The organism is Kutzneria sp. NPDC052558 (genome assembly GCF_044547355.1).
Taxonomy (GTDB): domain Bacteria; phylum Actinomycetota; class Actinomycetes; order Mycobacteriales; family Pseudonocardiaceae; genus Kutzneria.
Window position 1 is genome coordinate 1 of record NZ_JBIUAG010000026.1, and the last position, 21,575, is coordinate 21,575.

The window sequence follows — 21,575 nt, forward strand, 5'->3', positions numbered from 1 at the left end:
CGATAGCGCCTCGATACGCCATCGCCCAGAGGACTCCACACAAAATCCACCCGGAGCCACCAACCCACCGCCCCACCCCACCCCCAACCACACAACAACCCCCACCCCACAAAGCAGACCCCACCCCAAAACCACCAACCACAAACGATCCACCCACCCCCCGGCAACCGCGCGGCGCGGGCACCAGAACCACACCCGCATCCACCCCCCACACCCACCCGCATCCACCACCAAGCCCCGCCGATCACACCCCTGCTCCGCCCACCGCTCTGCTACCACTCCGGGTCGAGCCTGCGCACCAATCGCGCGAGCTCATCCGGCACCTCAACCCCGAGCAGCTCCAGCTTGTCCTCCGCCCGCTGCCGGACTTCCGGTTCGAACAGCGGCTCGTACCAGGGCAGCAGGACCCACATTTCCACGCTCATCGCGAGCTTGCCCAGCTCCTTCAGCCGCCACAGCCCGTACGAGGGAACCCTGGTCATCACCAGCCGCCGAGCGGCTTCCTCCGCGCCGTGCTCGGCCAGCATCTGGGCGAACAACTTGGCGTCGTAGCCGAGCGCCGCGAGCTGGCGGACGCCCCGTGTCATGTCGGCGGCGAAGCGTTGGCGAAGTGCGGGGAGGTCGGCCGAGGCGGTCATGCCGCGAGCATCGCCCTCACGCCCGCAGTCGTTAGCCCGTAACGAAATCGCCGGCCGCCCGCACCCCTCGTGGCGGGCGGCCGGCGGGTTCGGCCTCAGCCGATGAAGGTCACTTCCGGGTAGGACGGGGAGGGAGCGGCCATCAGGGGTTGGGGCTGGCAGGTGAGGTTCTGGTCGAAGAAGGCGCGGATGTAGGCGCGGGTGACGGCCAGGGCGCGGAGCGGGTCGATGGTGGCCCCGGTGGGGACGCCGAGTTCGCCGGCGAGCAGGCCGATGTCGGTGAAGGAGCTGTGAGCGGTGCCGGACACCATGATCCAGCGCTTCCAGCCGGTGAGCTGCGTCCAGTCGGTGGCCCAGTCGTCGTACGGGCCGGGGGCGCCGGGGACGTAGGAGTCCATGCTGCCCATGAACATGAACGGCCGGGACAGCGGGGTGTCGGGGATGAGGACGTGGATGGAGCCGTCGATGTCGGCCCCGGCGCGGATGCGGGGATCGGCGAGCATGGCCTGGATGGTGATGGCGCCGCCGGCGGAGTGGCCGGTCATGCCGATGCGCCGAGGGTCGATGAGACCCGAGCCGCGCCATCGGGAACCGGTCACCTGGTCGAGCACGAACGAGGTGTCGGCGGCGCGGACGGCGGCGAACTTCTCCCAGAAGCCGGGCTGGTCGTCGAAGGCGCAGGCGACGCAGTCGGTGACGTGCCCGTCGGGGAAAGTGGTGGCCCGGTTCTCGTAGGTGTGGTCGATGGCGACCACGACGTAGCCGTGGCTGGCCAGGTCCTCGGCCAGCGCGGTGAGGGTGGTCCGGGGTTGGGTCCAGCCCGGCGAGAGCACAACCAAGGGCAGGCTGTGGGGACGACCGGCCGGCCGGGCGTCGACGACGGCGTTGGTGCGGACGGTGCTGAGGAGGTCCGGCGGCAACCCGGTGCCTTCGAGGTTGCGCTCCGACTCCAGCGGCGTCATGTACTGCTTGGTCGGACCGTTGCCGGACGTCGCCGGATAGAAGACGGAGACCATCAGCTCCCGGTAGTTCACCGTGGGAACCCACGGATCGGGGCGAGAGCTGTCCTTCAGGTACAGCGAGGTGACGCCAACCGGTTGGTTCCCGGTCGGCACGGGTAAGTAGGGCACTGTGTCGGCCATCGCCGGCGCCGCCGACAGCGTGGTGACGGCGAGCGCGGCCGCCACGGCAAGTGCGCGCATGTCTCCTCCTCAGGACACGTGACGAAGTCGTCGGAAGCAGAACCAGCCGAGAAGTGTCGACAGGGCAAGGAAAAACGCGGTCTCCAGCCACTGGAGCGGCCAGAACCGGGAGTCCGGCTGGTAGGACAGCACCTGCCGGTATCCCCTGCCCTGGAGCTCGGCCAGGCAGGTGGCGATGATCCGCTGGTCGGGCGGCCCGGACTGCCGGTCGGGCTTGGGCATGCAGGTCTGCACGAAGTCGGGCAGCGGCGAGACGGCTTTCCCGGACGGGTCAACGGTTTCGTTGGTCAGCACCCACACCCCGGCCGGCTCCCGCACCTTGATCGACTGGATGATGCCGGTCTGGTCGTTGCCGACGATGCCCGTGACGTTGGCCTCCGTGATCGACACCGTCTCCCGCACGGCCGGCAGCACGTAAGGCCGGACGAACAACGGGACCGCGACCATCACCGCGGCGAACAGCACGAGGGTGACGGCCATCGCGGCGACGGTACGGCGCACCACCAACCCCACCGCGACGCCGAGAACGTACGCGAAGGCCGCATAGCCGATCGGGGCGATGCCGCGGGCGGCGAACACGATCGGCGACATGTGGGACGGCATCGAGCTGTTGGTCAGCGTGCTCACCAGCGAGTCGATGGGCTCGGCCCACCACGTGATCGCCGCGCTCAGCGCTCCGGCGGTGATCGTCGCGGCCAGCACGCCGATGCCGCCCTTGGTCGCGAGCCATCGCCGGCGGGTGACCGTCTGGTTCCACACCAGGCTGTGCGTGCCGGTCTCCAGCTCGCGGGTGATCATCGGCACACCCCAGAACACGCCGAGGACCGCGGGCAGCAGGTACATCGCGATGATCGTCCCCATGTACAGGACGTCCAGGTCGGAATAGTCCGTGCGGCCCACCAACTGCGGGCCGGTGACGGCCAGGACCGCCGCGACCACAAGGAGTCCGGCCAGCACCGACAGGCCGGGGACGCGGGATTGCCGCCAGGTCAACCACATCATCGGAGCACCTCCAGCGCGGGACGGGCCGGGGTCTGGTTGGTCATGTACTCCAGGACCAGGTCCTCCAGGCTGAGCTGGCCGACCGTCCACGCCGGGTCGAGGATCGGGGCCTCGGTGCGGACCAGCACGGTGGTCTGGCGGTCGGTGTGCTTGGCCGACACGACGTGCTGGTCGGCCGGCAACGTGTCGACGTCACGGCGCGGGCCGGACAGCCGGTGATGCGTGGCCAGCAGGTCCTCGACCTCCCCCATCACCCGGACCTGGGAGTCCACCAGCACGATCAGGTGGTCGCAGACCCGTTCCAGGTCGTTGACCAGGTGCGAGGACATCACCACGGACAGCTCGTGCTCGGCGACCGCGGACATCAGATCCTGGAGGAACTCCCTGCGGGCCAACGGATCCAGCGCGGCGACCGGCTCGTCGAGCAGCAACAGCTCCGGACGTTTGGCGATGCCGATGGTCAGCGCCAGCTGGGCCCGCTGGCCGCCGGACAGCTTTCCGGCCCGCTGCCCCGGATCCAGCCCGAGACGTTCGATCCGCCGGGCGGCCAGCGCGGCGTCCCAACGCGGGTTGAGATGCGCGCCGAGGCGGAGGTGATCGGCGATCGTCAGTCCGGTGTAGACCGGCGTGTTCTGGGCCACGTAACCGACTTTGGCCAGCTGCGCGGGCCCGCTGCCCGGCACGCCGCCGCACACCTCGATCGTGCCGGCGGTCGGCACAAGCATGCCGGACGCGATGTTCAGCAACGTCGACTTGCCGGCCCCGTTGGGGCCGACCAACCCCGTGACGTGACCGGCCTCGATCTCGAGAGTGCAGTCGGTCAACGCCCACTTGCGCTTGTATCTCTTGCCCAAGCCACGGGCACGCAGGACGGTCACGCTATCTCTTCTCTCCCCGAGCTGTGAAACGTGGACAACAGCAGAGCCTCGATGCTCTCCTCGTCGAGACCGGCCTTGCGGGCCTTGGACAACCAGCGGTGCAGGTCCCGCCGCAGCGGCCCGAGCACCGCCAGCGAAGCGCCGCCCAGGGTCCCGGTCACGAAGGTGCCGATGCCCGGGCGTGCGGCGACGAGCCCGTCGTGCTCCAGCTCCCGATACGCCTTCAGCACCGTGTTCGGGTTGATCGCGAGGTCGGCGACCACGTCCTTCACCTTCGGCAGCTGGTCTCCCTCTTGCAGCAGACCCAGCCGCAGCGCGTGCCGAACCTGTTGCACCAGCTGCTGGTACGGCGACAGACCCGACCGCCCGTCCAGGTGGAACTCGATCATCAGCAGCTCCATTTATCTAGGTGCCTAGCACTATAGATAAACGGCTGTGGTCCGACCAGCGCCCGGACGGCCCACGCCGGCCGGGGCCGGATGACCGAGTGACCGCCGTCCAGGCGCGAAAAAGGCCGGCGGCCCGGGATGACCCGGGCCGCCGGCCACCGATGCCGCTACCGGGTGACGAGCCCGGCCAGGACCTTGCCGATGGTGGGGATCTTGCTCAGCGGCGTGGACCTGGGAATGACGCCGAAGCTGGTGGCCGGCAACGTGTCCATCCGGCGCAGCAGCCGGCGGAAGCTGTCGATCTGCCGGCCGGCCAGCGCCACGTCCACGTAGTCGCCCTGCTCCAGGCTCAGCAGGTACTGCGGCAGCGTCACCAGGGAGATGTTGGGAATTCCCACCAGGTACAGGCACTGCCCCTCGCCGAACTGCATCACCGGGTTCGGCTCGGACAGCCGGGTCGGACCCGGCTCGACGCCGCGCCACTCCAGGTCGGCCAGCATCCGCAGTTCACGGGTGGAGGTGTAGAGCAGCTCCGGCTCCGGCCGCCCGGTGGGACCGTAGGAGCCGGTGGCGGGATCGTCCCGGTACTCCAGCGCGCCGAGGTGCTCGATGGCCAGCCCGGCCACCGCCTTGCGCTGCCCCGCGCCCCCGGCCCACCACTCGGGGTGGTCGCTCAGCCAGCGGCTGGTGGCCTGCCCGTGCTTGGTGACGTCCGGAATGCGCAGGTGACCGGCGGTCAGCACCAGCACCACCGTGCGTTCCGGCCGCCGGGCGGTCACGTCGCGGGCGATGTCGATCAGCCCGATGTGCCCGTTCTCCTCGACCACGTTGGTGCCGTCGCTGTGGCTGACCACCAGCACGGTCTCCTCCGGCCGGGTGCTGCCCTCCACCACCGCCCAGACCGTCCGCATCGTGCTGTCCGGCGTCACCGTCGCGTCGACGACCAGCTCCGCCAGCAAGCCCCGGCCGGCGGCGGCGAGCACCTCCTCGGCCGCGTCGCCGACCACGAAGACCGCCGGAATGTCCTGGTAGGGCAGCGTGAACGGGAGGTTCTGGCCGGTCGCGTTGGCGACGCCGATGCCCCGCCACACGAACACCACCCCGAGCACCCCGGCCCGCCGGGCCCGGTTCAGGCCGAGCCCGGCCACCGTCGCCGGGGCCATCGGGTTCGTGGTGTCGCCCCAGGCCTGCTGGGGATCCCACGTGCCCACCAGCGCGCCGAAGGGCAGGCGGCGGTTGGTGATCTCGACGACGGCGATGCCGCCCCGGGCCTTCGACCAGGCCGGCAGCGGACCCCGCAACCGGTGCAGCCGGGCCCCGACGCCGGCCTCGCCGGTGGTGCCCGAGTACGGGAACACCGACGAGATGGCCACCGGCCGGCCGCCGACGGTCAGCCGCCGGCCGTGCAGGTCCCAGCGGGTGAACCGCAGGACGTCCTCCCGCACCTCCAGGCCGAACTCGGCCCACCGCGCCGCCGTGTGCTCGACCAGCTTCTCCTGCTCCGGCGAGCCGGACAGTCGCGGCCCCAGCTCCGCCAGCAGCGCCAGCTCGGCGGTCAACTCGTCGTGCTCCACGCGATCCCCTCATGTCCCAGACCCGAACCGTGACAGTCCGGTTAGGACTATCACACGAAGGCGCTCTGCCCGGTGATGGACTTGCCGACGATGAGCGTGTTCATCTCCCGGGTGCCCTCGTAGGAGTACAGGGCCTCGGAGTCGGTGAAGTAGCGGGCCACCTCGTACTCCAGCACGATCCCGTTGCCGCCCAGGATCTCCCGGCACCAGCCGACCACCTCCCGCATGCGCGAGGTGACGTAGGCCTTGGCCAGCGAGGCCTGGTCCTCACGGAAGACGCCCTGGTCCTGCAACCGCGACAGCTGCGCGACCATGCCCCAGGAGGCGGTGATGTTGCCCAGGCACTTGACCAGGAGGTCCTGCACCAGCTGGAACTTGGCGATGGGGCGGCCGAACTGCTGGCGCTGCTTGGCGTAGGCCAGTGCGTGCTCGTAGGCGCCGATCATGGTGCCCAGGGCCTCCCACGACACGCCGCCGCGGGTCAGCCGGAGGATCTCGGCGACGTCCCGGAACGAGTTGACGTTCTGCAACCGGTTGTCCTCGGACACCCGCACGTCGGTCAGGGTGATCTCGGCGTTCTCCACGATGCGCAGGGCCACCTTGCCCTCGATCTTCACCGGCACGAAGCCGGGAGTGCCCTTCTCCACCACAAAACCCTTGACGTGGTTGTCGTCCTCGTCCCGGGCCCAGACCACGACGTAGTCGGCGAACGTGGCGTTGCCGATCCAGCGCTTGGCGCCGTTGAGCACCCAGGTGTCACCGTCCCGCTTGGCGGTGGTGCGCATGCCGCCGGAGACGTCGGAGCCGCCCAGCGGCTCGGTCAGGGCGAAGGCCCCGATCTTGTCCATCGCCGCCATGGCCGGCAGCCAGCGGTCCCGCTGCTCCTGGTCGCCGCCGGCGTAGATGGAGTAGAACGCCAGTCCGTTGTGGACGCCGAAGAAGGTGGCGACCGAGGCGTCGACCCGGCTCATCTCCATGGCCAGCATGCCCGACAGCAGCTTGCTGGTCGCCGTCTTGGGCTCGCCGTAGCCCTCGTAGGACAGCGCGAGCAGCCCGCTGCGGCGGAACTTCTCGATCAGCACGGGCGGGAACTCGCCCTTGGCCCAGTACTCGTTGACCAGCGGCTTGACCTCCTCGCGCAGGAAGACCCGGGCCCGGTCCAGGATCTCCCGCTCCTCGGCCGGCAGCAGCGTCTCGAACAGGTAGAAGTCCGCGCCCGGCAGCGTGGTCTCGGTGCTCACTCAGTTCTCCTTCTCGTTGCGGTGGGCCGTCTTCAGGGCGGCGAGCACGGCCAGCTCGCGGCGGTCGGCGATCTCGGCCAGCAGCTCGTACGGGAGGGCGGCGTAGGCCTTCTCCACCGCCTCGACCACCAGCTCCCGGACCGCGGGGTCGGAGGAAGGCTGTCCCAGCTGCATCTGCTGCATCGAGACGCCGATGTGTTCGGTGAGGTGCCGGTATCCGCCCGGCCCGCCGCCCAGGTGCGAGCCCAGGAACGGGCCGACCGCGGCCCAGCGGATGCCCAGCGAGTTCTTCATCACGGCGTCCAGGTCCTCGGGCGTCACCACGCCTTGCTGGACGAGGTACACCGCCTCACGGCTGAGCGCGTTCTGGAGCCGGTTGCCGACAAATCCGGGAATCTCCTTGCGCAGCACCACCGGGGCGCGGCCCATCGTGGCGTAGAACGCGACCGCCGACTGGACGGCGTCCTCGGACGTGCGCTCACCGGGCACGACCTCGACCAGCGGCATCAGGTGCGGCGGGTTGAACGGGTGTCCAATGAGGACACGGCTGGCGTCGTCGAGGTCGCCGGTGAACGCCGTGGCCGGGATCGCCGACGAGGAGCTCAGCAGCAGGGCATGCGCGGGGGCGCCGCGGACGAGCTGGGCGAACAGATCCTTCTTGAACTCGATCCGCTCGGGTCCGTTCTCCTGCACCACATCCGCGTCCGCCACCGCCTCGGTGACGTCGGAGACGACGTGCACGCGGTCGACGAGGTCGGTGGTGTCCAGGCCCTGCGCGGCCAGGTGCGGGGCGAACGCGTCGAGGGCCTGCACGAGCGCGTCGCCGAGGTCGGGCCGGGGGTCGCTGACCCGGACGGTCAGGCCGTGGGCGGCGAACAGGGCGGTCCAGGACAGTCCGATGGTCCCCGCGCCGATCACGGCGGCGGTGCCGAAGGTCTGCGTCATCACGCGTCCTTCTTCAGGTAGTCGAAGACCGGCTCGACCGCGGCGAGGGTCAGGTCGGTCAGGATGTGGCTGGCCGACACGACTTCCAGCACGGGCAGGTCGGCGAGCGGGGCCAGGACGTGCTCGAACAGCTGGAGCCGGGCCGGCCCGGAGTAGGCCCATTTCACGGTGATGTCGGTGATCCGCGTGCGCACCAGCTCCTGCACGCGCGGGGCGCCGTGGTAGCCCGGAACGACCTTGACCATGAACGTCGGCAGGGCGATCTGCTCGCGGGCCGTCTGCGCGTCGAGCTCGTGCTGCTTGTACCCCATGGTCGCGGTGGCGACGCGGATCGAGCCGTAGTCGAGCGTGCCGACCAGCGCGCCGCTGTCCAGGCGCAGCGCCGGCGACGCCATGACCTTCGGGTACGCGCTGAGCTCGCGACCCGACGCCGTCGCCGGGAAGTTGTCGAGGTACATCGCGTGCAGGTACTCGCCGCGCTCGCCCTCGTGGCTGACCTCGATCGCCTGCCCGGCCTCGGTGTACGGGCCGAATCCGGTGACGTCGCCCATGCGCATGACCTCGAAGCGCACCAACGGTTCCTCGACCCGCAGCGGCTCGGGGACCACGGCGCGCAGCGCCTCGGGATCGGTGCGGTAGACGATGTTGAGGTACTCGCGGTCGGTGAACCGCGGGATCGTCGGCGGGAAGGCCGGGTTGGTCAGCGGCGTGGTGATGTGCTGCCGCACGGCTTCGCTCAGCATGTCACTTTCCTGTCCACTGTGGAGCACGGTGTTCGGCGAAGGCGGTCATGCCCTCGTGCACGTCGGCGGTGGTCATCAGATGGCTCAACACCGCCCGCTGCGCGGTGAAGGCCGCGGCCTCGGGCACACCTTCGGACGCCCGCACCACCTCCTGCACCGCCGCCAGGGCCAGCGGCGCGTTCAGAGTGAGCGACTTGGCCAGTTCCAACGCCTGGACCACCGCCAGGCCGCTGGGCGTGACCCGGTTGGCCAGCCCCAGCTCGCCGGCCCGGCGGCCGGTGATCGGCTCGCCGGTCAGCAGCAGTTCCATGGCCAGGTGATGGGGAATGCGGCGGGGCAGGCGGATCACCCCGCCGCCGGCCGCGATCAGGCCGCGCTTGACCTCCGGCAGCCCGAAGTGCGCGTCCTCGGCGGCGACGATCAGGTCGCTGGCCAGGGCCAGCTCGAAGCCGCCGCCCATGGCCCAGCCCTCGACCGCCGCGATCAGCGGCTTGGTCCGGAACGTCTCGGTGACGCCGCCGAAGCCGCGCCCGGGGATCTCCGGGGATTCGCCGCGCAGGGCGGCCTTCAGGTCCATGCCGGCGCTGAAGGTGTTGCCGGCGCCGGCCAGCACGCCGACCCGCAGGCCGCGATCGGACGCCAGCTCGTCCAGGGCGGCGGCCAGCCCGGCGGCGACCGCGGCGTCGACGGCGTTGCGCGCCTCCGGCCGGTCGATCGTGATCAGCAGGGTCGAGCCCTGCCGTTCGGTGCGCACAACCGGGGCGCTCATCGGCGGCCCAGCTCGTCGAGCACCTCGGCGGTGTCCTGGCCGGGAACCGGGGCCAGCCGGCGGATCGAGCCGGGCGTGACCGAGAAGCGCACCGGAATGCCGATCACGCGGACCGGCCCCTCGGTCGGATGCTCGACCGTGTCCAGCAGCGCGCCCTCCTGGATGTACGGGTCCTCGTGGGCGTGGTCGAGTTCCAGCACCGGCGCCATCGGAATGCTGTGCCGGGCGCAGACTTCCTCCCACTCGGCGGTGGTCAGCGTGGGCGCGCACTCGTCGGCCAGTTCGGCCAGGGCCTCGTAGTCGGCCGGGTCCAGCGCCGGCCCGTTGACCCTGGGGTCGGCCGCGAGCTCCGGGCGCCCGGCGGCGGTGAAGAAGTCCCGGTAGTTCTGCGGGTTGTACGGGATGATGCAGGCCAGGCCGTCCTTGGTGTGCCGGGCGCGGTGCCCCTTGGACATCGACGGGGCGAAGCCGGTCGGCCCCATCTCGGGATCGAACTCGTGACCGGCCAGGTGCTCGATCAGGTTGAAGGCCAACAAGGTGTCGGCCATCGGGACCTCGATGTGCTGCCCCTGCCCGGAACGGTCGCGGTGCACCAGCGCGGCCAGCGCGCTGTAGGCGATCGTCAGCGACGAGACCTTGTCGGCGATGATCGTCGGCACGAACACCGGCGTGCCCAGCGCGCGGTGGGTGATGTCGACCAGCCCGGACGCCGCCTGCACGGTCTCGTCGTAGGCGGCGTGGCCGGCCCGGTCGGAGTCGCTGCGAAAACCCTGCGCGTGCACGTAGATCAGGCCGGCGTTGCGGGCGGCGACGTCGGCGTAGGTCAGGCCCAGCCGGTAGAGCGCGCCGGGCCGCATGTTGGTGATCAGCACGTCGGCCGTGTCGATCAGCCGCAACGCCTGCTCGCGTTCGGCCGGGTCCTTGAGGTTGAGGGCGACGCTGCGCTTGTTCCGGTTGACGTTGAGGCTCAGCGCCGTCATGCCCGGCGTGGTGCGGTACCGGCCCACCCGCACGGTGTCCGACGGGGACTCGATCTTGATCACGTCGGCCCCCAGGTCGCCGAGGATCTGGGCCGCGTAGGGGCCCATCACCACGGTCGACAGGTCGATCACCCGCACCCCGTCCAGCGGTCCCGGGGCGATCGGATTCTCCGACATCGACACGTCCCTTCTTGTCACTCTCCGCGTGTCAGCAGGGACGCAAAGCTAACAACGGCGTGTCGATCACCGGAATCATCAAATGCCGAACACCGGTATGACCACAGCGGTCACACCGGCGTATTGTCCGTTTCCGGGGATCGGGACCCGACGAAAACCTCACACGCGACCCGGACCAGCTCGGTCAGATCGCCGCCTTCGGCGCGGTCACGACGCCAGATCAGCGCGGTGTCCAGGCGCGGACCGAAGTCGGTGAAAGGCAGGACCGCCACGTTGTCCAGCTGGTGCCCGTGAATGGGGCTGGCCGGATCGAGGATGGAGACGCAGAACGCCAGCCCGCTGGAAATCACCTCGGCCACCCCCTCGTAGCCGGTGTCGGCTATCGTGAGACGATTCCGGATTCCCCGCTCGGCCAGTTCCGATTCGAGCACGTCGAAGTAGGCGGAGCGGATGTAGCGGGGCGGGGGCACGTAGGCGAGATCGGCCAGCTCGGCCAGCGCGATGCGGTCACGGCCGGCGAACCGGTCGGCCGGCACCGCCGCGCCCATCGGCTCGGACAGCACCGGCAGCTGCCCCAGCCGCGGGTCGCTGAACGGCATCCGGGCCAGCGCCAGCGCCAGCTTGCCCTCGCTGACGCCGGTGATGAGGGCCTGGGTCTTGCCCGGCCAGCGGTGCAGCTCGATCTGCTCGTCGACTCGCCCGCGCAGCGTCCCGACCGCTGACCGCAGGGTCGGGTGCAGGCCGGCGGGCATGCCGATCAGCAGCCGCGTGCGGTCATCGCGGGTCGCCTCCCGCAATCGCCACGGAATCGAGTTGAACTGTTCGAGGATGTCGCGGGCGATCGGCAGCAGCGCGGCGCCGGCCGGGGTGAGCGCGACCCGGCGCGTGTCCCGCTCGAACAGCCGGAGGCCGAGCTCGCGTTCGAAGTCCCGAATACGCTGGCTCAGCGGCGAGGCCGCCATGTGCAGCCGGCGGGCCGCTGCCGAGAAGTTCAGCTCCTCGGCGACCGCGACGAAATACCGCAGGTGCAGAGTCTCCATGCGGTCAGCTCACGCAACGAAAAAGACGGACCACCCGAACCCCCGACCAGAATTGACGATCCACGGACGCCGCACCGTACCAGCGCGTTTCCCCGGGCCCGGCCGACAGTGTCCCGGAGGGCACAACATCGGAACTTCCGGACATCCACCCCCGCCGAACGTGGCGTCGCCGAATTGTGTTCCGTCGCGTGGAACCGGGTCCGGAACACCGGTCGAACCGGAGTTGACTCCGTTGCATCGACAGCGGGTCGATAACAAATCCAAGGAGACAGCAATGAGCAAGCGAGTTCGCCTCACCGCCGCCGCCACCCTGTTCGCCGGCGTCGCCACCGCCGTGCTGACGCTGAGCAGCGGCGCCGCCTCCGCCGCCCCGGCGCCCACCTCCGCCAGCAGCGTCACCACCGCCCCGTCCCACCTGATCACGCCGAACCTGTGCAAGGGCCGCCTGTGCATCTGAGCCGTTCCCGCGGTGAGGTGGGCAGGCCGGTTCCGGCCTGCCCACCAGGGCCGTAGATGTCGCGTAGATGCCGGCCGAGGACGGTGCACTCCATGCTCGCCGACTCGATCCACAAGGCGCTGGTGTTGCACCGGCTGCTACAGGGCGCCGGCGCCCCCGTGCGACTTCAGACGCTCAGCGACTGGGCGGACCTGCCGAAGTCCACCACGCACCGCCTGCTCTCCACGCTGGTCCGCGCCGGCCTGGTCACGCGATTCGGCGTCGGGTACACCACGTCGGTCGTCGCCGACCGCTCCGCCGTCGCCGAGGCGGCCCGCGACCACGCCCCGTTCGTGTGCGATGTCGCCGCCACCACCGGTTTCACCGCGAGCCTGGCCCATCTCGAGGGCGCTGCCGTGGCCTTCACCCACCGCGTCTTCGCGCACAACTCCGTCCACACGCCCAGCGACGACGGTGAAACCGTGCCGGCCATCCACTCCGCCGCCGGCCTGTGCCTGCTCGCCCAGGACATGCGGTCCGCATGCGAACTCGTGGCCAGTTTCTGCCTTCCGGACGAGGCCGCCGAACTGAACCGCACGCTGATGCGGATCGCCGGCCAGGGCTATGCCGTCCACGCCACCGACGCTGTCTGGTGCATGGCCGTGCCGCTGCCGCCCGCCGCGGGTGTTCCGCCACTGGCGCTGACCGTGAAACGCCGCCCCGGCCCGTTCGACGAGGGCAAGCTGCTGCGCTATCTCCGCCACGTCGCCCAGGCCATCGGCGCGCGACTGGAGCCGGCCTCGTGAAACCGAGTGTTCCGCGTCTTGGAACGCCCCCGGCCGCCGGCTCCGGCGATGGTTTTCTGGTCCCGGCCGGCGATCAGCCCGGCCGGGAGACCCGAAACTCACAGGAGCGAGCCATGCTCAACACCTTCCGCAAGGTCGGCGCCGCCACGGTGCTGCTCGGCGCCATCGCCACGGGCGTCGTCGCGCTCGGCGCCGCCACCGCCTCCGCCGCCCCGGCGACCGCCGGCGCACCTCACGCCGTCGTTCAGCCGGCCAGCTCGATCGGCTGCAAGATCCGGCCCCAGCTCTGCCCCTGAGCAGCTCGACGAAGGCCCGCCGGTCGAACGCGACCGGCGGGCCTTCTGTTGTGCTGTCACCGAACCAGGTCGACGATTCCCCACTGCGATGAGCAGCCGGACACGTAGTCGCAGTGCCAGTCCATGTCCTGCTTCGTCACCACGGTGCCGGAGCCGTTGAGCAGCCAGCTCGACACCACGCCGGTCGTGTAGTCGTACCAGGTCACGTCCTGCCGGCCGTCACCGTTGAGATCGCCGACCCCGATCGGCCGCCACTGCGTCGAGCAGCCCGACGTGTAGTCGCAGTGCCAGTCGAGGTCCTGCTTGGCCAGCACGTTGCCGTACCCGTTGAGCAGCCAGCTGGACACGACGCCGGTGAAGTAGTTGAACCACACCAGATCCACGTGCCCGTCGCCGTTCATGTCCCCGACACCGACCGGACGCCAGTAGCTGGCGCAGGTCGAGCTGTAGTCGCAGTGCCAGTCCAGATCCTGCTTGGCCAGCACGTTCCCGTAACCGTTCATCAGCCACGCCGAGACGACGCCGCTGGTCGAGTTCCACCAGATCAGGTCCTGGTTGTGGTCGCCGTTGACGTCGCCGAGGGTGATCGGCTGCCACTGGTTCGAGCAGCCGGAGGCCTGGTCGCAGCGCCAGTCCGCGGACTGCGTGCCCAGCACTGTGCCGTGGCCGTTGGTCAACCACGTGGAGACCTCGCCGGTCACGCGGTTGAACCAGGTGACGTCCTGGTTGCCGTCGTTGTCGAGGTCCCCGGTCCCGATCGGCTTCCAGGCGCTGGAGCACCCGGACGAGTAGGAACAGGTCCAGCTCAGCGACTGCTTGCCCAGGACGTTGCCGTAGCCGTTGAGCAGCCAGGTGGACACTTCTCCGGTATCCCGGTTGAACCACATCAGGTTCGCGGGTGTCGTCGCCGCGCCGGCCCCGCCGGCGAAGACCAGCACTGCCACCGCACTCACGGCCATGGCCCGCACCAGTCGTGTGATCAGGATTTTCATGTGTTCGCGCCCTTCCCCTTCGCGCCTGTCGGGCCAGCGTCGCGGGTGGGCGGCGGAAGGGGGCGAGTAGTCGACTACTCGTCTTCGACGGGGTCGATCCCGAGCAGCTGCGCGTACTCGGATCGGTTGGTGGCGCCGAGCTTGGCCGACGCCCGGTAGAGATGGCCCTCGACCGTGCGCACGGAGACCATCAGCCGCTCGGCGATCCGGCGGTTCGACAGGCCCCGGGCCGCCAGGGTGACAATCTCCCGTTCCCGATCGGTGAGGGGCAGCGGCCGGGCGGTCGCGACGAGGGCCGGCGTCCGAGCGCCATCGCACGCCTCGCTCAGCCGGCGGGCCCGTTCGGCCGCGGTGTGCGCGGCCCCTCGACGTCCGTCTCGGCTGCGGATCTCGGCCGCCTGGGCCGCCGCGTCGGCCGCGGTCAGCAGGTCCCCCATCCGCTCCAGCATCTCGGAGGCGACGAGCAGGGCATCGCTGTCGCCGTTGGCCAGCGCCGCGGCATGGGCGCTGGCCGCCGGCGCACGCGGACCGTCCACAATGGACGCCAGGTGGGCCAGGCGATCGGCCACGGTGTGATCGCCGAAGCACACCGCGGCGTGCAGGGCAAGCACCTCCGTCGCCGACTGCCCTCGGTCGGCGGCGTGAGTGGCGGCGTCGCGGGCGAGGGCGACGGCCCGGCTGGTCGCGCCTTCGGCGGCGGCCACCCACGCCCGGGCCAAGTCCGCCTCCGCCGCCATCATGGCCAGGCCGGGATGCGGGTGACGCTCCAGGTCGGCCAGGGCCAGCCTGGCCGCGTCGAGGTCGCCGGTGACGGCCAGGGCCCGGGTCAGCGCGACGAGGATGGCGTAGCGCCAGGCCCCGGCGTCGCCGAACGGCTCGATCCCGGCCCGCCCCTCCCGCAGCCGGCGGATCGCGCCGGCCACCCGGCCGCGGGCCAACTCGGCCTCTCCCACCAGGTAACAGCCGATCTGGGCCCCGAGCGGGATGTCGCGGAGTTGCTCCCACGTCTCGGTGGCGACGGTGACGAGCTCGTCAAGGTAGCCGGCCAGGCGCAGGCCGTGCAGCTGGAGCGCGATGAGGGGAACCCTGAAGCTGGACCGTTCCGTGGAGTGGTCGGACGCCTCGATGCCACGGGCCAGGTACGGGCCGATCCGATCGGCCCGACCGGTCAGGCCCAGGGCGGCGAGCATTCCGCAGCACGCCATGAGCACGGCCTCGGCCGTCGGTGCGGCGGCGTCGAACACCGTCGCCGCGCTCCGCTCGGCCAGGGCCGGCTGGCCCAGCTCGCCGTCCAGCATCGACTTCAGCGCGACCAGCGGCAGCCGCTGCTCGGCGTCGGCGACGCGGGCCGCCGCCCCGGCGATCATGGCATCCGCCTCCGCCGGCCGAGCCACGATCCAGGCCACGAACGTCGCCCGGTTCACCGTGGCCCGGACCAGCTCGGCGTCGGTCTCGGCCAGCCGGGCCAGGGCAGCCAGCTCGGCCTCGGCCTCCTCGGGCCGGCCCACGAACAACGTCGTGTTGGCGACCATGGCCTGGGCCCGGAACCCGCCGCCGGCCCGGACCGCAACCAGGGCGAGCCGCCGAGCCAGGGGCAGATCGCCCAGGTAGGAACACCTTTCGGCGGCCGCGGTCAGCAGCACCGGGTCAGGTGGGAGATCCGAGTCGAGCATGAGGACCGCGAGGCGCAGGGGGTCGTCGGCCCGCCGCGCGCCCGTGTTCACCAACGCCTCGGCGATCCGACTCCGCAACCGCCGGGCACGCAGCCGCCCCATCTCGCCGCGCCGGGCCTCGCCGTACAGCGGATGCGCCAGCCGGGCTTGCAGCCGCTGTCCGTCCGCTTCCACCTGGATCAAGCCGGCGTCCTCGGCTCGTTCCACGGCGGCGGGATCGGTCAGGCCGCTCAGCAGGCGCACGCCGAGGGGTTCCGCCAGGGCCAGCGTGTCCATGACCTCCCGTACCGGCTCGGACAACCCGCCCATGCGGACAGCGAGGAGCTCGGCCAGCCCGGGGGTCACGGGCGGCGGCTCGGTCAGCCGCCAGACGCCGCGGTCGAGCAGGAGCGTGCCGCCGTCCACCGCGCCGTCGACCAATTGCCGCAGGAACAGGACATTGCCCTGGCTCATCGTCCACAGCTGACCGGCGGCGCCGCTGTCGACCTGCCCGTCCAGCACCGCCTCCAGCAGGGCCACCGTCTCCGCCTCGGACAGCGGCCGCACATCCAGCCGATCCAGCTGCCGGTCCTTCCACAACGTCGCGATGGCATCCGGCGCCGGCTCACCGGACCGCACGGTCGTCAGCACGGCGGCGCTGTGTCGCACGACCAACATGTGCACGAGGGCCGCCGACAGATCGTCAAGCAGGTGCGCGTCGTCGACGGCCACGATCACCCGATCCCGACCGGCCACCAGCGCCTCGGCGGCGCGCTGGAGGACCTGGGCCTTGTCCTGGCCGAGATCCGCCAACAGGCCGGCGAACGCCCCGAGCGGCAGGCCCCGGGACGAGGCGGTGGCGATCGCCCAGCGCACGGTCACCCCACGTCGCCCCGCCCTCGCCACGACCTCCCGTGCGAGCCGGGTCTTGCCCACCCCGGGCATCCCGGCCAGCACCAGACCACCCGCGTTGGGCCGGCGGCGCATCGCCGCGTCCGCGAGCCGCAGCTCCTCGGACCGCCCCACCAACGGCCATGTCAGTCCCACACCCCAAGTAGGTCGCATGCGCGCGCCGACCGCCAGCAGCCGCCCGTGTGGCGGGTGGGCCTGCCCTTTCGGGCAGCGGGGTCTTCCAGGCGGCCGGTGTTCGGCAAAGATGAGGCCGGCACGGCACCACTTTCCTGGGGGCAGGTCTGGATGGCACATGTGACGCTGCTCGGCGGGGCGGTGCTCGACACGGGCGCGCGGGCGGACGTTCTGCTGGTCGACGGGCTGATCGACGCGGTCGGCGAGCCGGGGTCGATCGGCCGGGGCGAACGGGTGGACCTGGACGGCTACCTGCTGCTGCCGGCCCCGGCGGAGCCGCACGCGCATCTGGATAAGGCGTTGACGCTGCTGGCCGCGCCCAATCCTCGGGGCGATCTGGCCGGGGCCATCGAGGCGTGGCGGCGGCACAGCCCGACGATGCGGCACGAGCAGATCGTGGCCCGGGCGACCGAGGCCGCGCTGCTGGCGTTGGCCCACGGCGCGACGGCGCTGCGCAGCCACGTCGACGTCAACCCCGACGTGGGCCTGCGATGCCTGCGGGCGCTGATCGAGGTTCGGGAGGCCCTGCGCGGTCGGCTGGACCTGCAACTGGTCGCGCTGGCTGGGTTCCCGATGACCGGCGAGGCCGGCTCGGCGAACCGGCGGCTGCTGCGGGAGGCGCTGGAGCTGGGCGCGGACGTGGTCGGCGCGTGCCCGTACCTGGATCCGGACCCGGTGGAGTGCCATCGGATCTGCCTCGCGGCGGCCACGGAGTTCGCGGTGCCGGTCGATCTGCACACCGACGAGACGATCGACGAGTCGGTGCTCACGCTGCCGACCTTCGCCCGGCTGGTCACCGACACCGGTTTCGTCCACGGCGCGGTGGCCAGCCACTGCGTGAGCCTCGGCGTCCAGCCGCCCGAGGTCACGGCGAAGGTGGCGGCCGAGGTCGCCGAGGCCGGGCTGGGCGTGGTGTGCCTGCCGCAGACCAACTTGTACCTCCAGGCCCGGGATCGCCGGTCGTCGCCGCCGCGCGGTCTCACCGCCCTCGCTGCGCTGACGGCCGCCGGGGTGACCGTGGCCGGTGGCGGCGACAACGTGCAGGATCCGTTCAACCAGGCCGGTCGCGGCGATCCGCTGGAGACCGCCGCCCTGCTCGTGGCCGCCGGCCATCTGCTGCCTGCCGACGCCTACGCCGCGGTGAGCCGCTCGGCTCGGGCCGTCATGGGCCTGCCCTCCGTTCAAGTAGCTCCCGGGTTTCCGGCGGAGCTGTTGGCGATCAGGGCTCGCTCGGTCGGCGAGGCCGTCGCCGGGGCCAGCGCGGATCGGATCGTGTTCCACCGGGGACGGATGGTCAGCCGTACCACCGTCCGGCGCGAATTCCCGCCGCTGGACGGCGCCTGATGACCCTGTTGCGGATGGTCGACGTGGGCCTGCGGTTCCCGGACGGAACCGAGGCGCTGCAAGGGATGGATCTCTCGGTCGCGGCGGGTCAGTTCGTCGCTGTGGTCGGGCCGTCCGGTTGTGGCAAGAGCACCTTGCTACGCCTGGCCGCCGGGCTCGCCGCACCGTCGTCCGGCGAGGTTCACCGCGGCGCCGACGAGCTGGCCTACGTGTTCCAGGATCCGGCATTGCTGCCGTGGCGCACCGTACGGTCCAATGTGGAGCTTGCGGCCGAGCTTCGCGGCCTGAGCAAGGCCGAACGCCGAGACCGGGCCACGCAGGCGCTCGAACTGGTTGGCCTGACGGAGTTCGCCGGGCATCGGCCCGGCGCGTTGTCGGGCGGCATGCGCATGCGGGCCTCGCTGGCCCGATCGCTGACCCTGCGCCCCGACCTGTTCCTGTTCGACGAGCCGTTCGGCGCGCTGGACGAGATCAGCCGGGAACGGCTGGGCGACGAGGTCGCCCGACTGTTCGGCGAGCGGGGATTCGGCGCGGTGTTCGTGACGCATTCCGTTACGGAGGCGGTGTTCCTGTCCACCCGGGTCATCGTGCTGTCCGAGCGGCCGGGCCGGGTGCTCGGCGATTTCCCGGTGCCCTTCGACTATCCCCGGCCGCCGCGGCTGCGGTTCGACGAGCGGTTCGCGCACCTGGCCGGCAAGGTGTCGGAGTGCCTGCGGGGCGGTGTCCAATGAGGACAGTGCGCCGATTCGTCCCGCCGGTGCTGGTTTTCCTGCTGGTGCTGGCCGCGTGGTACGCCGTGAGCTACCTCGGGCTCAGCGCCGACCGTCGGTTCCTGCTGCCGCCGCCCGACGCGGTGGTGCGGGTGGCTTTCCTCGACCCGGACAACCTTGGGCCGCTGCTGGCCGCGCTCGCATTGTCGGCCGAGGTGGCGATGATCGGGCTGGCCATCGCCTTCGTGCTCGGCGTGGCGTCGGCCGTGCTGATGAGCCAGGCGCGGTGGATCGAGCGGTCGCTGTATCCGTACGCCGTGGTGTTGCAGACGATTCCGATCCTGGCGCTGGTTCCGTTGTTCGGTTTCTGGTTCGGCTTCGGTCTGCCGAGCCGGGTGCTGGTGTGCGCGCTGATCGCGCTGTTCCCGCTGATCGCCAACACGTTGCACGGGCTGCGGTCCGCCGAGCGGGTGCACCACGACCTGTTCACCCTCTACGGCGCGAACCGGCGGGCCCGGCTGTGGAAGCTGCAACTGCCCGGCGCGCTGCCGTCGGTGTTCACCGGGCTGCGCGTGTCGGCCGGGCTGGCCGTGGTCGGCGCGGTCGTCGGCGATTTCTTCTTCAAGCAGGGCGAGCCGGGCATCGGCATGCTGATCGACGTCTACCGGGCCGGCCTTCAGTCCGAGCAGATGTTCGCCGCGGTGCTGCTGGCCTCGGCGTTCGGGGTGATCGTGTTCTGGGCCTTCGGCCTGCTGGCCGCCCGCGTGACCGGATGGCACGACTCGGCGGCCGGTGATCGACAAGGAGTGAAGCGATGAAACCGTTGGCGCTACTCGTGATCGTCGCCGCACTCGGCCTGAGTGCCTGCGGCGGCAACGCGTCCACACCGTCGGCGGGCGTGTCCCTGACCGCCGCGCCGGACGGGCCGCTGCGGCTCAAGGGCGTGTGCCCGGACACCGTGGTGATCCAGACCGACTGGTCGCCGGAGGCCGAACACGGTGGCAGCTACCAGCTGCTGGGTTCCGGCTACTCCGTCGACACCGCCCGCAAACGGGTCACCGGCAAGCTGGTGACCGGGAATGTGGACACCGGCGTCGCGCTGGAGATCCGCGCCGGCGGCCCCGCCATCGGCTTCCAGACCGTCAGCTCCCAGATGTACCTGGACCAGTCGATCACTCTCGGCCAGGTGATCACCGACGAGGCGGTGCTGCTCTCGGCGACCCAGCCCACCACCGCCGTCGTCTCCCCGCTGGCCGTCTCCCCGCAGATGATCATGTGGGATCCCGCCGCCCACCCCGACTGGCACACCATCGCCGACATCGGCCGCACCGACACCAAGGTCCTGTACTACCAGGCCAACACCTACATGCAGTACCTGACCGGCGCCGGCATCCTGCGCAAGAGCCAGGTCGACGGCAGCTACGACGGCTCGCCGGCCGCCTTCGTCGCCGAGGGCGGCAAGATCGCCCAGCAGGGCTTCGCCACCGAGGAGCCGTACACCTACGAGCACACCCTGCCCCAGTGGAACAAGCCGGTCGCCTTCCAGCTCGTCAACGACACCGGCTATCCCGTCTACCCCGAGGCCCTCTCGGTGCGTTCCGCCCAGCTGTCCGCGCTCTCCCCGTGCCTGCGCAAGCTGGTGCCGATCCTGCAACGCGCCGAGGTCGACTACCTGACCTCGCCGGCCGCCACCAACAAGCTGATCTCCACGCTCGCCTCCCGGTACAGCCTCGGCCGCCCCTACACCGAGGCCGAGGCCCAGTTCAGCACCCAGCAGCAGCTCAAGCTGCACGTCGCCGGCAACCAGCCCGGCACCAGGACCCTCGGCGGCTTCGACCAGACGCGGCTGCACCGCGTCGTCGACATCCTCACGCCCATCGCCGCCGCCCAGGGCAAGCAGCTCAAGCCCGGTCTCGCCCCCACCGACCTCGCGACCTCCGACTTCATCGATCCCGCCGTCGGCCTGCCCTGACGCGCCGGACGTGGCACGCTGGCCCTCATGATCGGCAAGCTGGAGTGCGTGGTGTTGGACTGCCCAGACATCCTCGAGTTGGCCCGCTTCTACCAGCGGGTTCTGGGCGGCGTGGTGAACCAGCCGGATCCCCGGTGGTCGGTCGACGACGACTGGGCGACGCTCCACACGGACGGAGGGCTCGTCCTGGCATTCCAGCGAGCGGCCGACTATCGGCCGCCGCAGTGGCCGGATCCAGCCCGGCCGCAGCAGTTCCACCTCGACGTGGGCGTCAAGGACATGGACCGCGCCCACTCGGAGGTCCTCGGCCTCGGCGCGACGCTGCTGGACGCGGGGGACGGCAAGCAGAGTTGGCGTGTGTTCGCCGATCCGGCCGGACACCCGTTCTGCCTCGTCCAGAACTGACTGGCGACGACTTAATCGCGAATTCGTTTCCGGCGATCATCGAAATCGGCCGAGACACTTCCCCACGGGCGACCTGAAAACCTTTTCCGAGCCAGGGATCCGAGGTACGCTTCACGCCAGACGATGCCAGATCCGCAGGTCGAGATGATCGAAGGAGCCGCTCGACCCTCGTTGCGGTCGGAATACGTCCCTCAGGTGCGATGGGGCAGACATCGATGCCCACGTTTTCCTTGACGTGGATTCGCGCCGACTCCGCGACAAATCAACCCGATAAACCTGAACAACAGCACGTGACAAC

Annotated in this window: 22 protein-coding genes; 8 read left to right on the plus strand and 14 right to left on the minus strand. The window is 70.7% G+C overall.

Annotated elements, in window-relative coordinates:
* Positions 1-272: 272 nt before the first annotated feature.
* From ACIG5F_RS35555 to ACIG5F_RS35610, 12 genes are all read right to left on the minus strand, one after another.
* Positions 273-638 (minus strand): hypothetical protein, encoded by a 366-nt coding sequence (locus tag ACIG5F_RS35555; RefSeq protein ID WP_396524355.1) that lies wholly within the window; start codon positions 636-638, stop codon positions 273-275.
* Between the two features lie 95 nt (positions 639-733).
* Complete coding sequence (locus ACIG5F_RS35560) at positions 734-1,840, minus strand: alpha/beta hydrolase family protein (protein WP_396524356.1); 1,107 nt, start codon at positions 1,838-1,840, stop codon at positions 734-736.
* Between the two features lie 9 nt (positions 1,841-1,849).
* Positions 1,850-2,842 (minus strand): ABC transporter permease subunit, encoded by a 993-nt coding sequence (locus ACIG5F_RS35565; protein ID WP_396524357.1) that lies wholly within the window; start codon positions 2,840-2,842, stop codon positions 1,850-1,852.
* Entirely contained in the window at positions 2,839-3,720 is an 882-nt protein-coding gene (locus tag ACIG5F_RS35570; protein WP_396524358.1) for an ABC transporter ATP-binding protein, read from the minus strand. Before ACIG5F_RS35570 ends, ACIG5F_RS35565 begins: the two co-directional genes overlap by 4 nt.
* Complete coding sequence (locus ACIG5F_RS35575; protein WP_396524359.1) at positions 3,717-4,109, minus strand: GntR family transcriptional regulator; 393 nt, start codon at positions 4,107-4,109, stop codon at positions 3,717-3,719. The genes ACIG5F_RS35570 and ACIG5F_RS35575 overlap by 4 nt, the downstream gene beginning before the upstream one ends.
* A 167-nt stretch (positions 4,110-4,276) precedes the next feature.
* Positions 4,277-5,683, minus strand: coding sequence for a hypothetical protein (locus ACIG5F_RS35580; RefSeq protein ID WP_396524360.1), 1,407 nt, complete (start codon positions 5,681-5,683; stop codon positions 4,277-4,279).
* Positions 5,684-5,733: 50 nt separating this feature from the next.
* Positions 5,734-6,924, minus strand: coding sequence for an acyl-CoA dehydrogenase family protein (locus ACIG5F_RS35585; protein WP_396524361.1), 1,191 nt, complete (start codon positions 6,922-6,924; stop codon positions 5,734-5,736).
* Positions 6,925-7,869, minus strand: coding sequence for a 3-hydroxyacyl-CoA dehydrogenase NAD-binding domain-containing protein (locus ACIG5F_RS35590; RefSeq protein ID WP_396524362.1), 945 nt, complete (start codon positions 7,867-7,869; stop codon positions 6,925-6,927).
* On the minus strand, positions 7,869-8,612 hold the full coding sequence (locus tag ACIG5F_RS35595) for an acetoacetate decarboxylase (protein WP_396524363.1): 744 nt from the start codon (positions 8,610-8,612) through the stop codon (positions 7,869-7,871). The genes ACIG5F_RS35590 and ACIG5F_RS35595 overlap by 1 nt, the downstream gene beginning before the upstream one ends.
* Position 8,613: 1 nt before the next feature.
* Complete coding sequence (locus ACIG5F_RS35600; RefSeq protein ID WP_396524365.1) at positions 8,614-9,381, minus strand: crotonase/enoyl-CoA hydratase family protein; 768 nt, start codon at positions 9,379-9,381, stop codon at positions 8,614-8,616.
* Positions 9,378-10,538, minus strand: a complete 1,161-nt coding sequence (locus tag ACIG5F_RS35605) for a CaiB/BaiF CoA transferase family protein (protein WP_396524366.1) — start codon at positions 10,536-10,538, stop codon at positions 9,378-9,380. The genes ACIG5F_RS35600 and ACIG5F_RS35605 overlap by 4 nt, the downstream gene beginning before the upstream one ends.
* A gap of 110 nt (positions 10,539-10,648) precedes the next feature.
* Positions 10,649-11,578 (minus strand): LysR family transcriptional regulator, encoded by a 930-nt coding sequence (locus tag ACIG5F_RS35610; protein WP_396524367.1) that lies wholly within the window; start codon positions 11,576-11,578, stop codon positions 10,649-10,651.
* Between the two features lie 274 nt (positions 11,579-11,852).
* Here ACIG5F_RS35610 and ACIG5F_RS35615 point away from each other — a divergent pair, with 274 nt between their 5' ends.
* From ACIG5F_RS35615 to ACIG5F_RS35625, 3 genes are all read left to right on the plus strand, one after another.
* A complete protein-coding gene (locus tag ACIG5F_RS35615) occupies positions 11,853-12,035 on the plus strand; it encodes a hypothetical protein (protein ID WP_396524368.1) in 183 nt (60 codons plus the stop codon).
* Positions 12,036-12,127: 92 nt separating this feature from the next.
* Positions 12,128-12,820: a helix-turn-helix domain-containing protein gene (locus ACIG5F_RS35620; RefSeq protein ID WP_396524369.1), complete on the plus strand. Its 693-nt coding sequence runs from the start codon at positions 12,128-12,130 to the stop codon at positions 12,818-12,820.
* A 113-nt stretch (positions 12,821-12,933) separates the two neighbouring features.
* Complete coding sequence (locus ACIG5F_RS35625) at positions 12,934-13,116, plus strand: hypothetical protein (protein WP_396524370.1); 183 nt, start codon at positions 12,934-12,936, stop codon at positions 13,114-13,116.
* 56 nt (positions 13,117-13,172) lie between these two features.
* Here ACIG5F_RS35625 and ACIG5F_RS35630 read toward each other — a convergent pair whose 3' ends face one another.
* Positions 13,173-14,108, minus strand: a complete 936-nt coding sequence (locus ACIG5F_RS35630) for an FG-GAP repeat domain-containing protein (RefSeq protein WP_396524371.1) — start codon at positions 14,106-14,108, stop codon at positions 13,173-13,175.
* Between the two features lie 74 nt (positions 14,109-14,182).
* Positions 14,183-16,807, minus strand: a complete 2,625-nt coding sequence (locus ACIG5F_RS35635) for a LuxR C-terminal-related transcriptional regulator (protein WP_396524372.1) — start codon at positions 16,805-16,807, stop codon at positions 14,183-14,185.
* 150 nt (positions 16,808-16,957) lie between these two features.
* Between ACIG5F_RS35635 and ACIG5F_RS35640 the strand changes: the two genes are divergently transcribed.
* The 5 genes from ACIG5F_RS35640 to ACIG5F_RS35660 are packed head-to-tail and all read left to right on the plus strand — an operon-like array spanning position 16,958 to position 21,277.
* Positions 16,958-18,190, plus strand: coding sequence for an amidohydrolase family protein (locus ACIG5F_RS35640; protein ID WP_396524374.1), 1,233 nt, complete (start codon positions 16,958-16,960; stop codon positions 18,188-18,190).
* Positions 18,190-18,921 (plus strand): ABC transporter ATP-binding protein, encoded by a 732-nt coding sequence (locus ACIG5F_RS35645; protein ID WP_396524375.1) that lies wholly within the window; start codon positions 18,190-18,192, stop codon positions 18,919-18,921. The genes ACIG5F_RS35640 and ACIG5F_RS35645 overlap by 1 nt, the downstream gene beginning before the upstream one ends.
* Positions 18,922-18,926: 5 nt before the next feature.
* Complete coding sequence (locus tag ACIG5F_RS35650; protein WP_396524376.1) at positions 18,927-19,718, plus strand: ABC transporter permease; 792 nt, start codon at positions 18,927-18,929, stop codon at positions 19,716-19,718.
* Entirely contained in the window at positions 19,715-20,872 is a 1,158-nt protein-coding gene (locus tag ACIG5F_RS35655) for an ABC transporter substrate-binding protein (RefSeq protein ID WP_396524377.1), read from the plus strand. Before ACIG5F_RS35650 ends, ACIG5F_RS35655 begins: the two co-directional genes overlap by 4 nt.
* Before the next feature lie 27 nt (positions 20,873-20,899).
* Positions 20,900-21,277, plus strand: a complete 378-nt coding sequence (locus ACIG5F_RS35660) for a VOC family protein (protein ID WP_396524378.1) — start codon at positions 20,900-20,902, stop codon at positions 21,275-21,277.
* Positions 21,278-21,575 lie beyond the last annotated feature (298 nt).

What these genes read in the sequence shown, in the direction of transcription:
- ACIG5F_RS35555 (WP_396524355.1), bottom strand. Translation starts at nt 638, where the DNA reads ATGACCGCCTCGGCCGACCTCCCCGCACTTCGCCAACGCTTCGCCGCC.
- ACIG5F_RS35560 (WP_396524356.1), bottom strand. Translation starts at nt 1,840, where the DNA reads ATGCGCGCACTTGCCGTGGCGGCCGCGCTCGCCGTCACCACGCTGTCG.
- ACIG5F_RS35565 (WP_396524357.1), bottom strand. Translation starts at nt 2,842, where the DNA reads ATGATGTGGTTGACCTGGCGGCAATCCCGCGTCCCCGGCCTGTCGGTG.
- ACIG5F_RS35575 (WP_396524359.1), bottom strand. Translation starts at nt 4,109, where the DNA reads ATGATCGAGTTCCACCTGGACGGGCGGTCGGGTCTGTCGCCGTACCAG.
- ACIG5F_RS35590 (WP_396524362.1), bottom strand. Translation starts at nt 7,869, where the DNA reads ATGACGCAGACCTTCGGCACCGCCGCCGTGATCGGCGCGGGGACCATC.
- ACIG5F_RS35595 (WP_396524363.1), bottom strand. Translation starts at nt 8,612, where the DNA reads ATGCTGAGCGAAGCCGTGCGGCAGCACATCACCACGCCGCTGACCAAC.
- ACIG5F_RS35600 (WP_396524365.1), bottom strand. Translation starts at nt 9,381, where the DNA reads ATGAGCGCCCCGGTTGTGCGCACCGAACGGCAGGGCTCGACCCTGCTG.
- ACIG5F_RS35605 (WP_396524366.1), bottom strand. Translation starts at nt 10,538, where the DNA reads ATGTCGGAGAATCCGATCGCCCCGGGACCGCTGGACGGGGTGCGGGTG.
- ACIG5F_RS35610 (WP_396524367.1), bottom strand. Translation starts at nt 11,578, where the DNA reads ATGGAGACTCTGCACCTGCGGTATTTCGTCGCGGTCGCCGAGGAGCTG.
- ACIG5F_RS35615 (WP_396524368.1), top strand. Translation starts at nt 11,853, where the DNA reads ATGAGCAAGCGAGTTCGCCTCACCGCCGCCGCCACCCTGTTCGCCGGC.
- ACIG5F_RS35620 (WP_396524369.1), top strand. Translation starts at nt 12,128, where the DNA reads ATGCTCGCCGACTCGATCCACAAGGCGCTGGTGTTGCACCGGCTGCTA.
- ACIG5F_RS35625 (WP_396524370.1), top strand. Translation starts at nt 12,934, where the DNA reads ATGCTCAACACCTTCCGCAAGGTCGGCGCCGCCACGGTGCTGCTCGGC.
- ACIG5F_RS35630 (WP_396524371.1), bottom strand. Translation starts at nt 14,108, where the DNA reads ATGAAAATCCTGATCACACGACTGGTGCGGGCCATGGCCGTGAGTGCG.
- ACIG5F_RS35640 (WP_396524374.1), top strand. Translation starts at nt 16,958, where the DNA reads ATGGCACATGTGACGCTGCTCGGCGGGGCGGTGCTCGACACGGGCGCG.
- ACIG5F_RS35645 (WP_396524375.1), top strand. Translation starts at nt 18,190, where the DNA reads ATGACCCTGTTGCGGATGGTCGACGTGGGCCTGCGGTTCCCGGACGGA.
- ACIG5F_RS35655 (WP_396524377.1), top strand. Translation starts at nt 19,715, where the DNA reads ATGAAACCGTTGGCGCTACTCGTGATCGTCGCCGCACTCGGCCTGAGT.
- ACIG5F_RS35660 (WP_396524378.1), top strand. Translation starts at nt 20,900, where the DNA reads ATGATCGGCAAGCTGGAGTGCGTGGTGTTGGACTGCCCAGACATCCTC.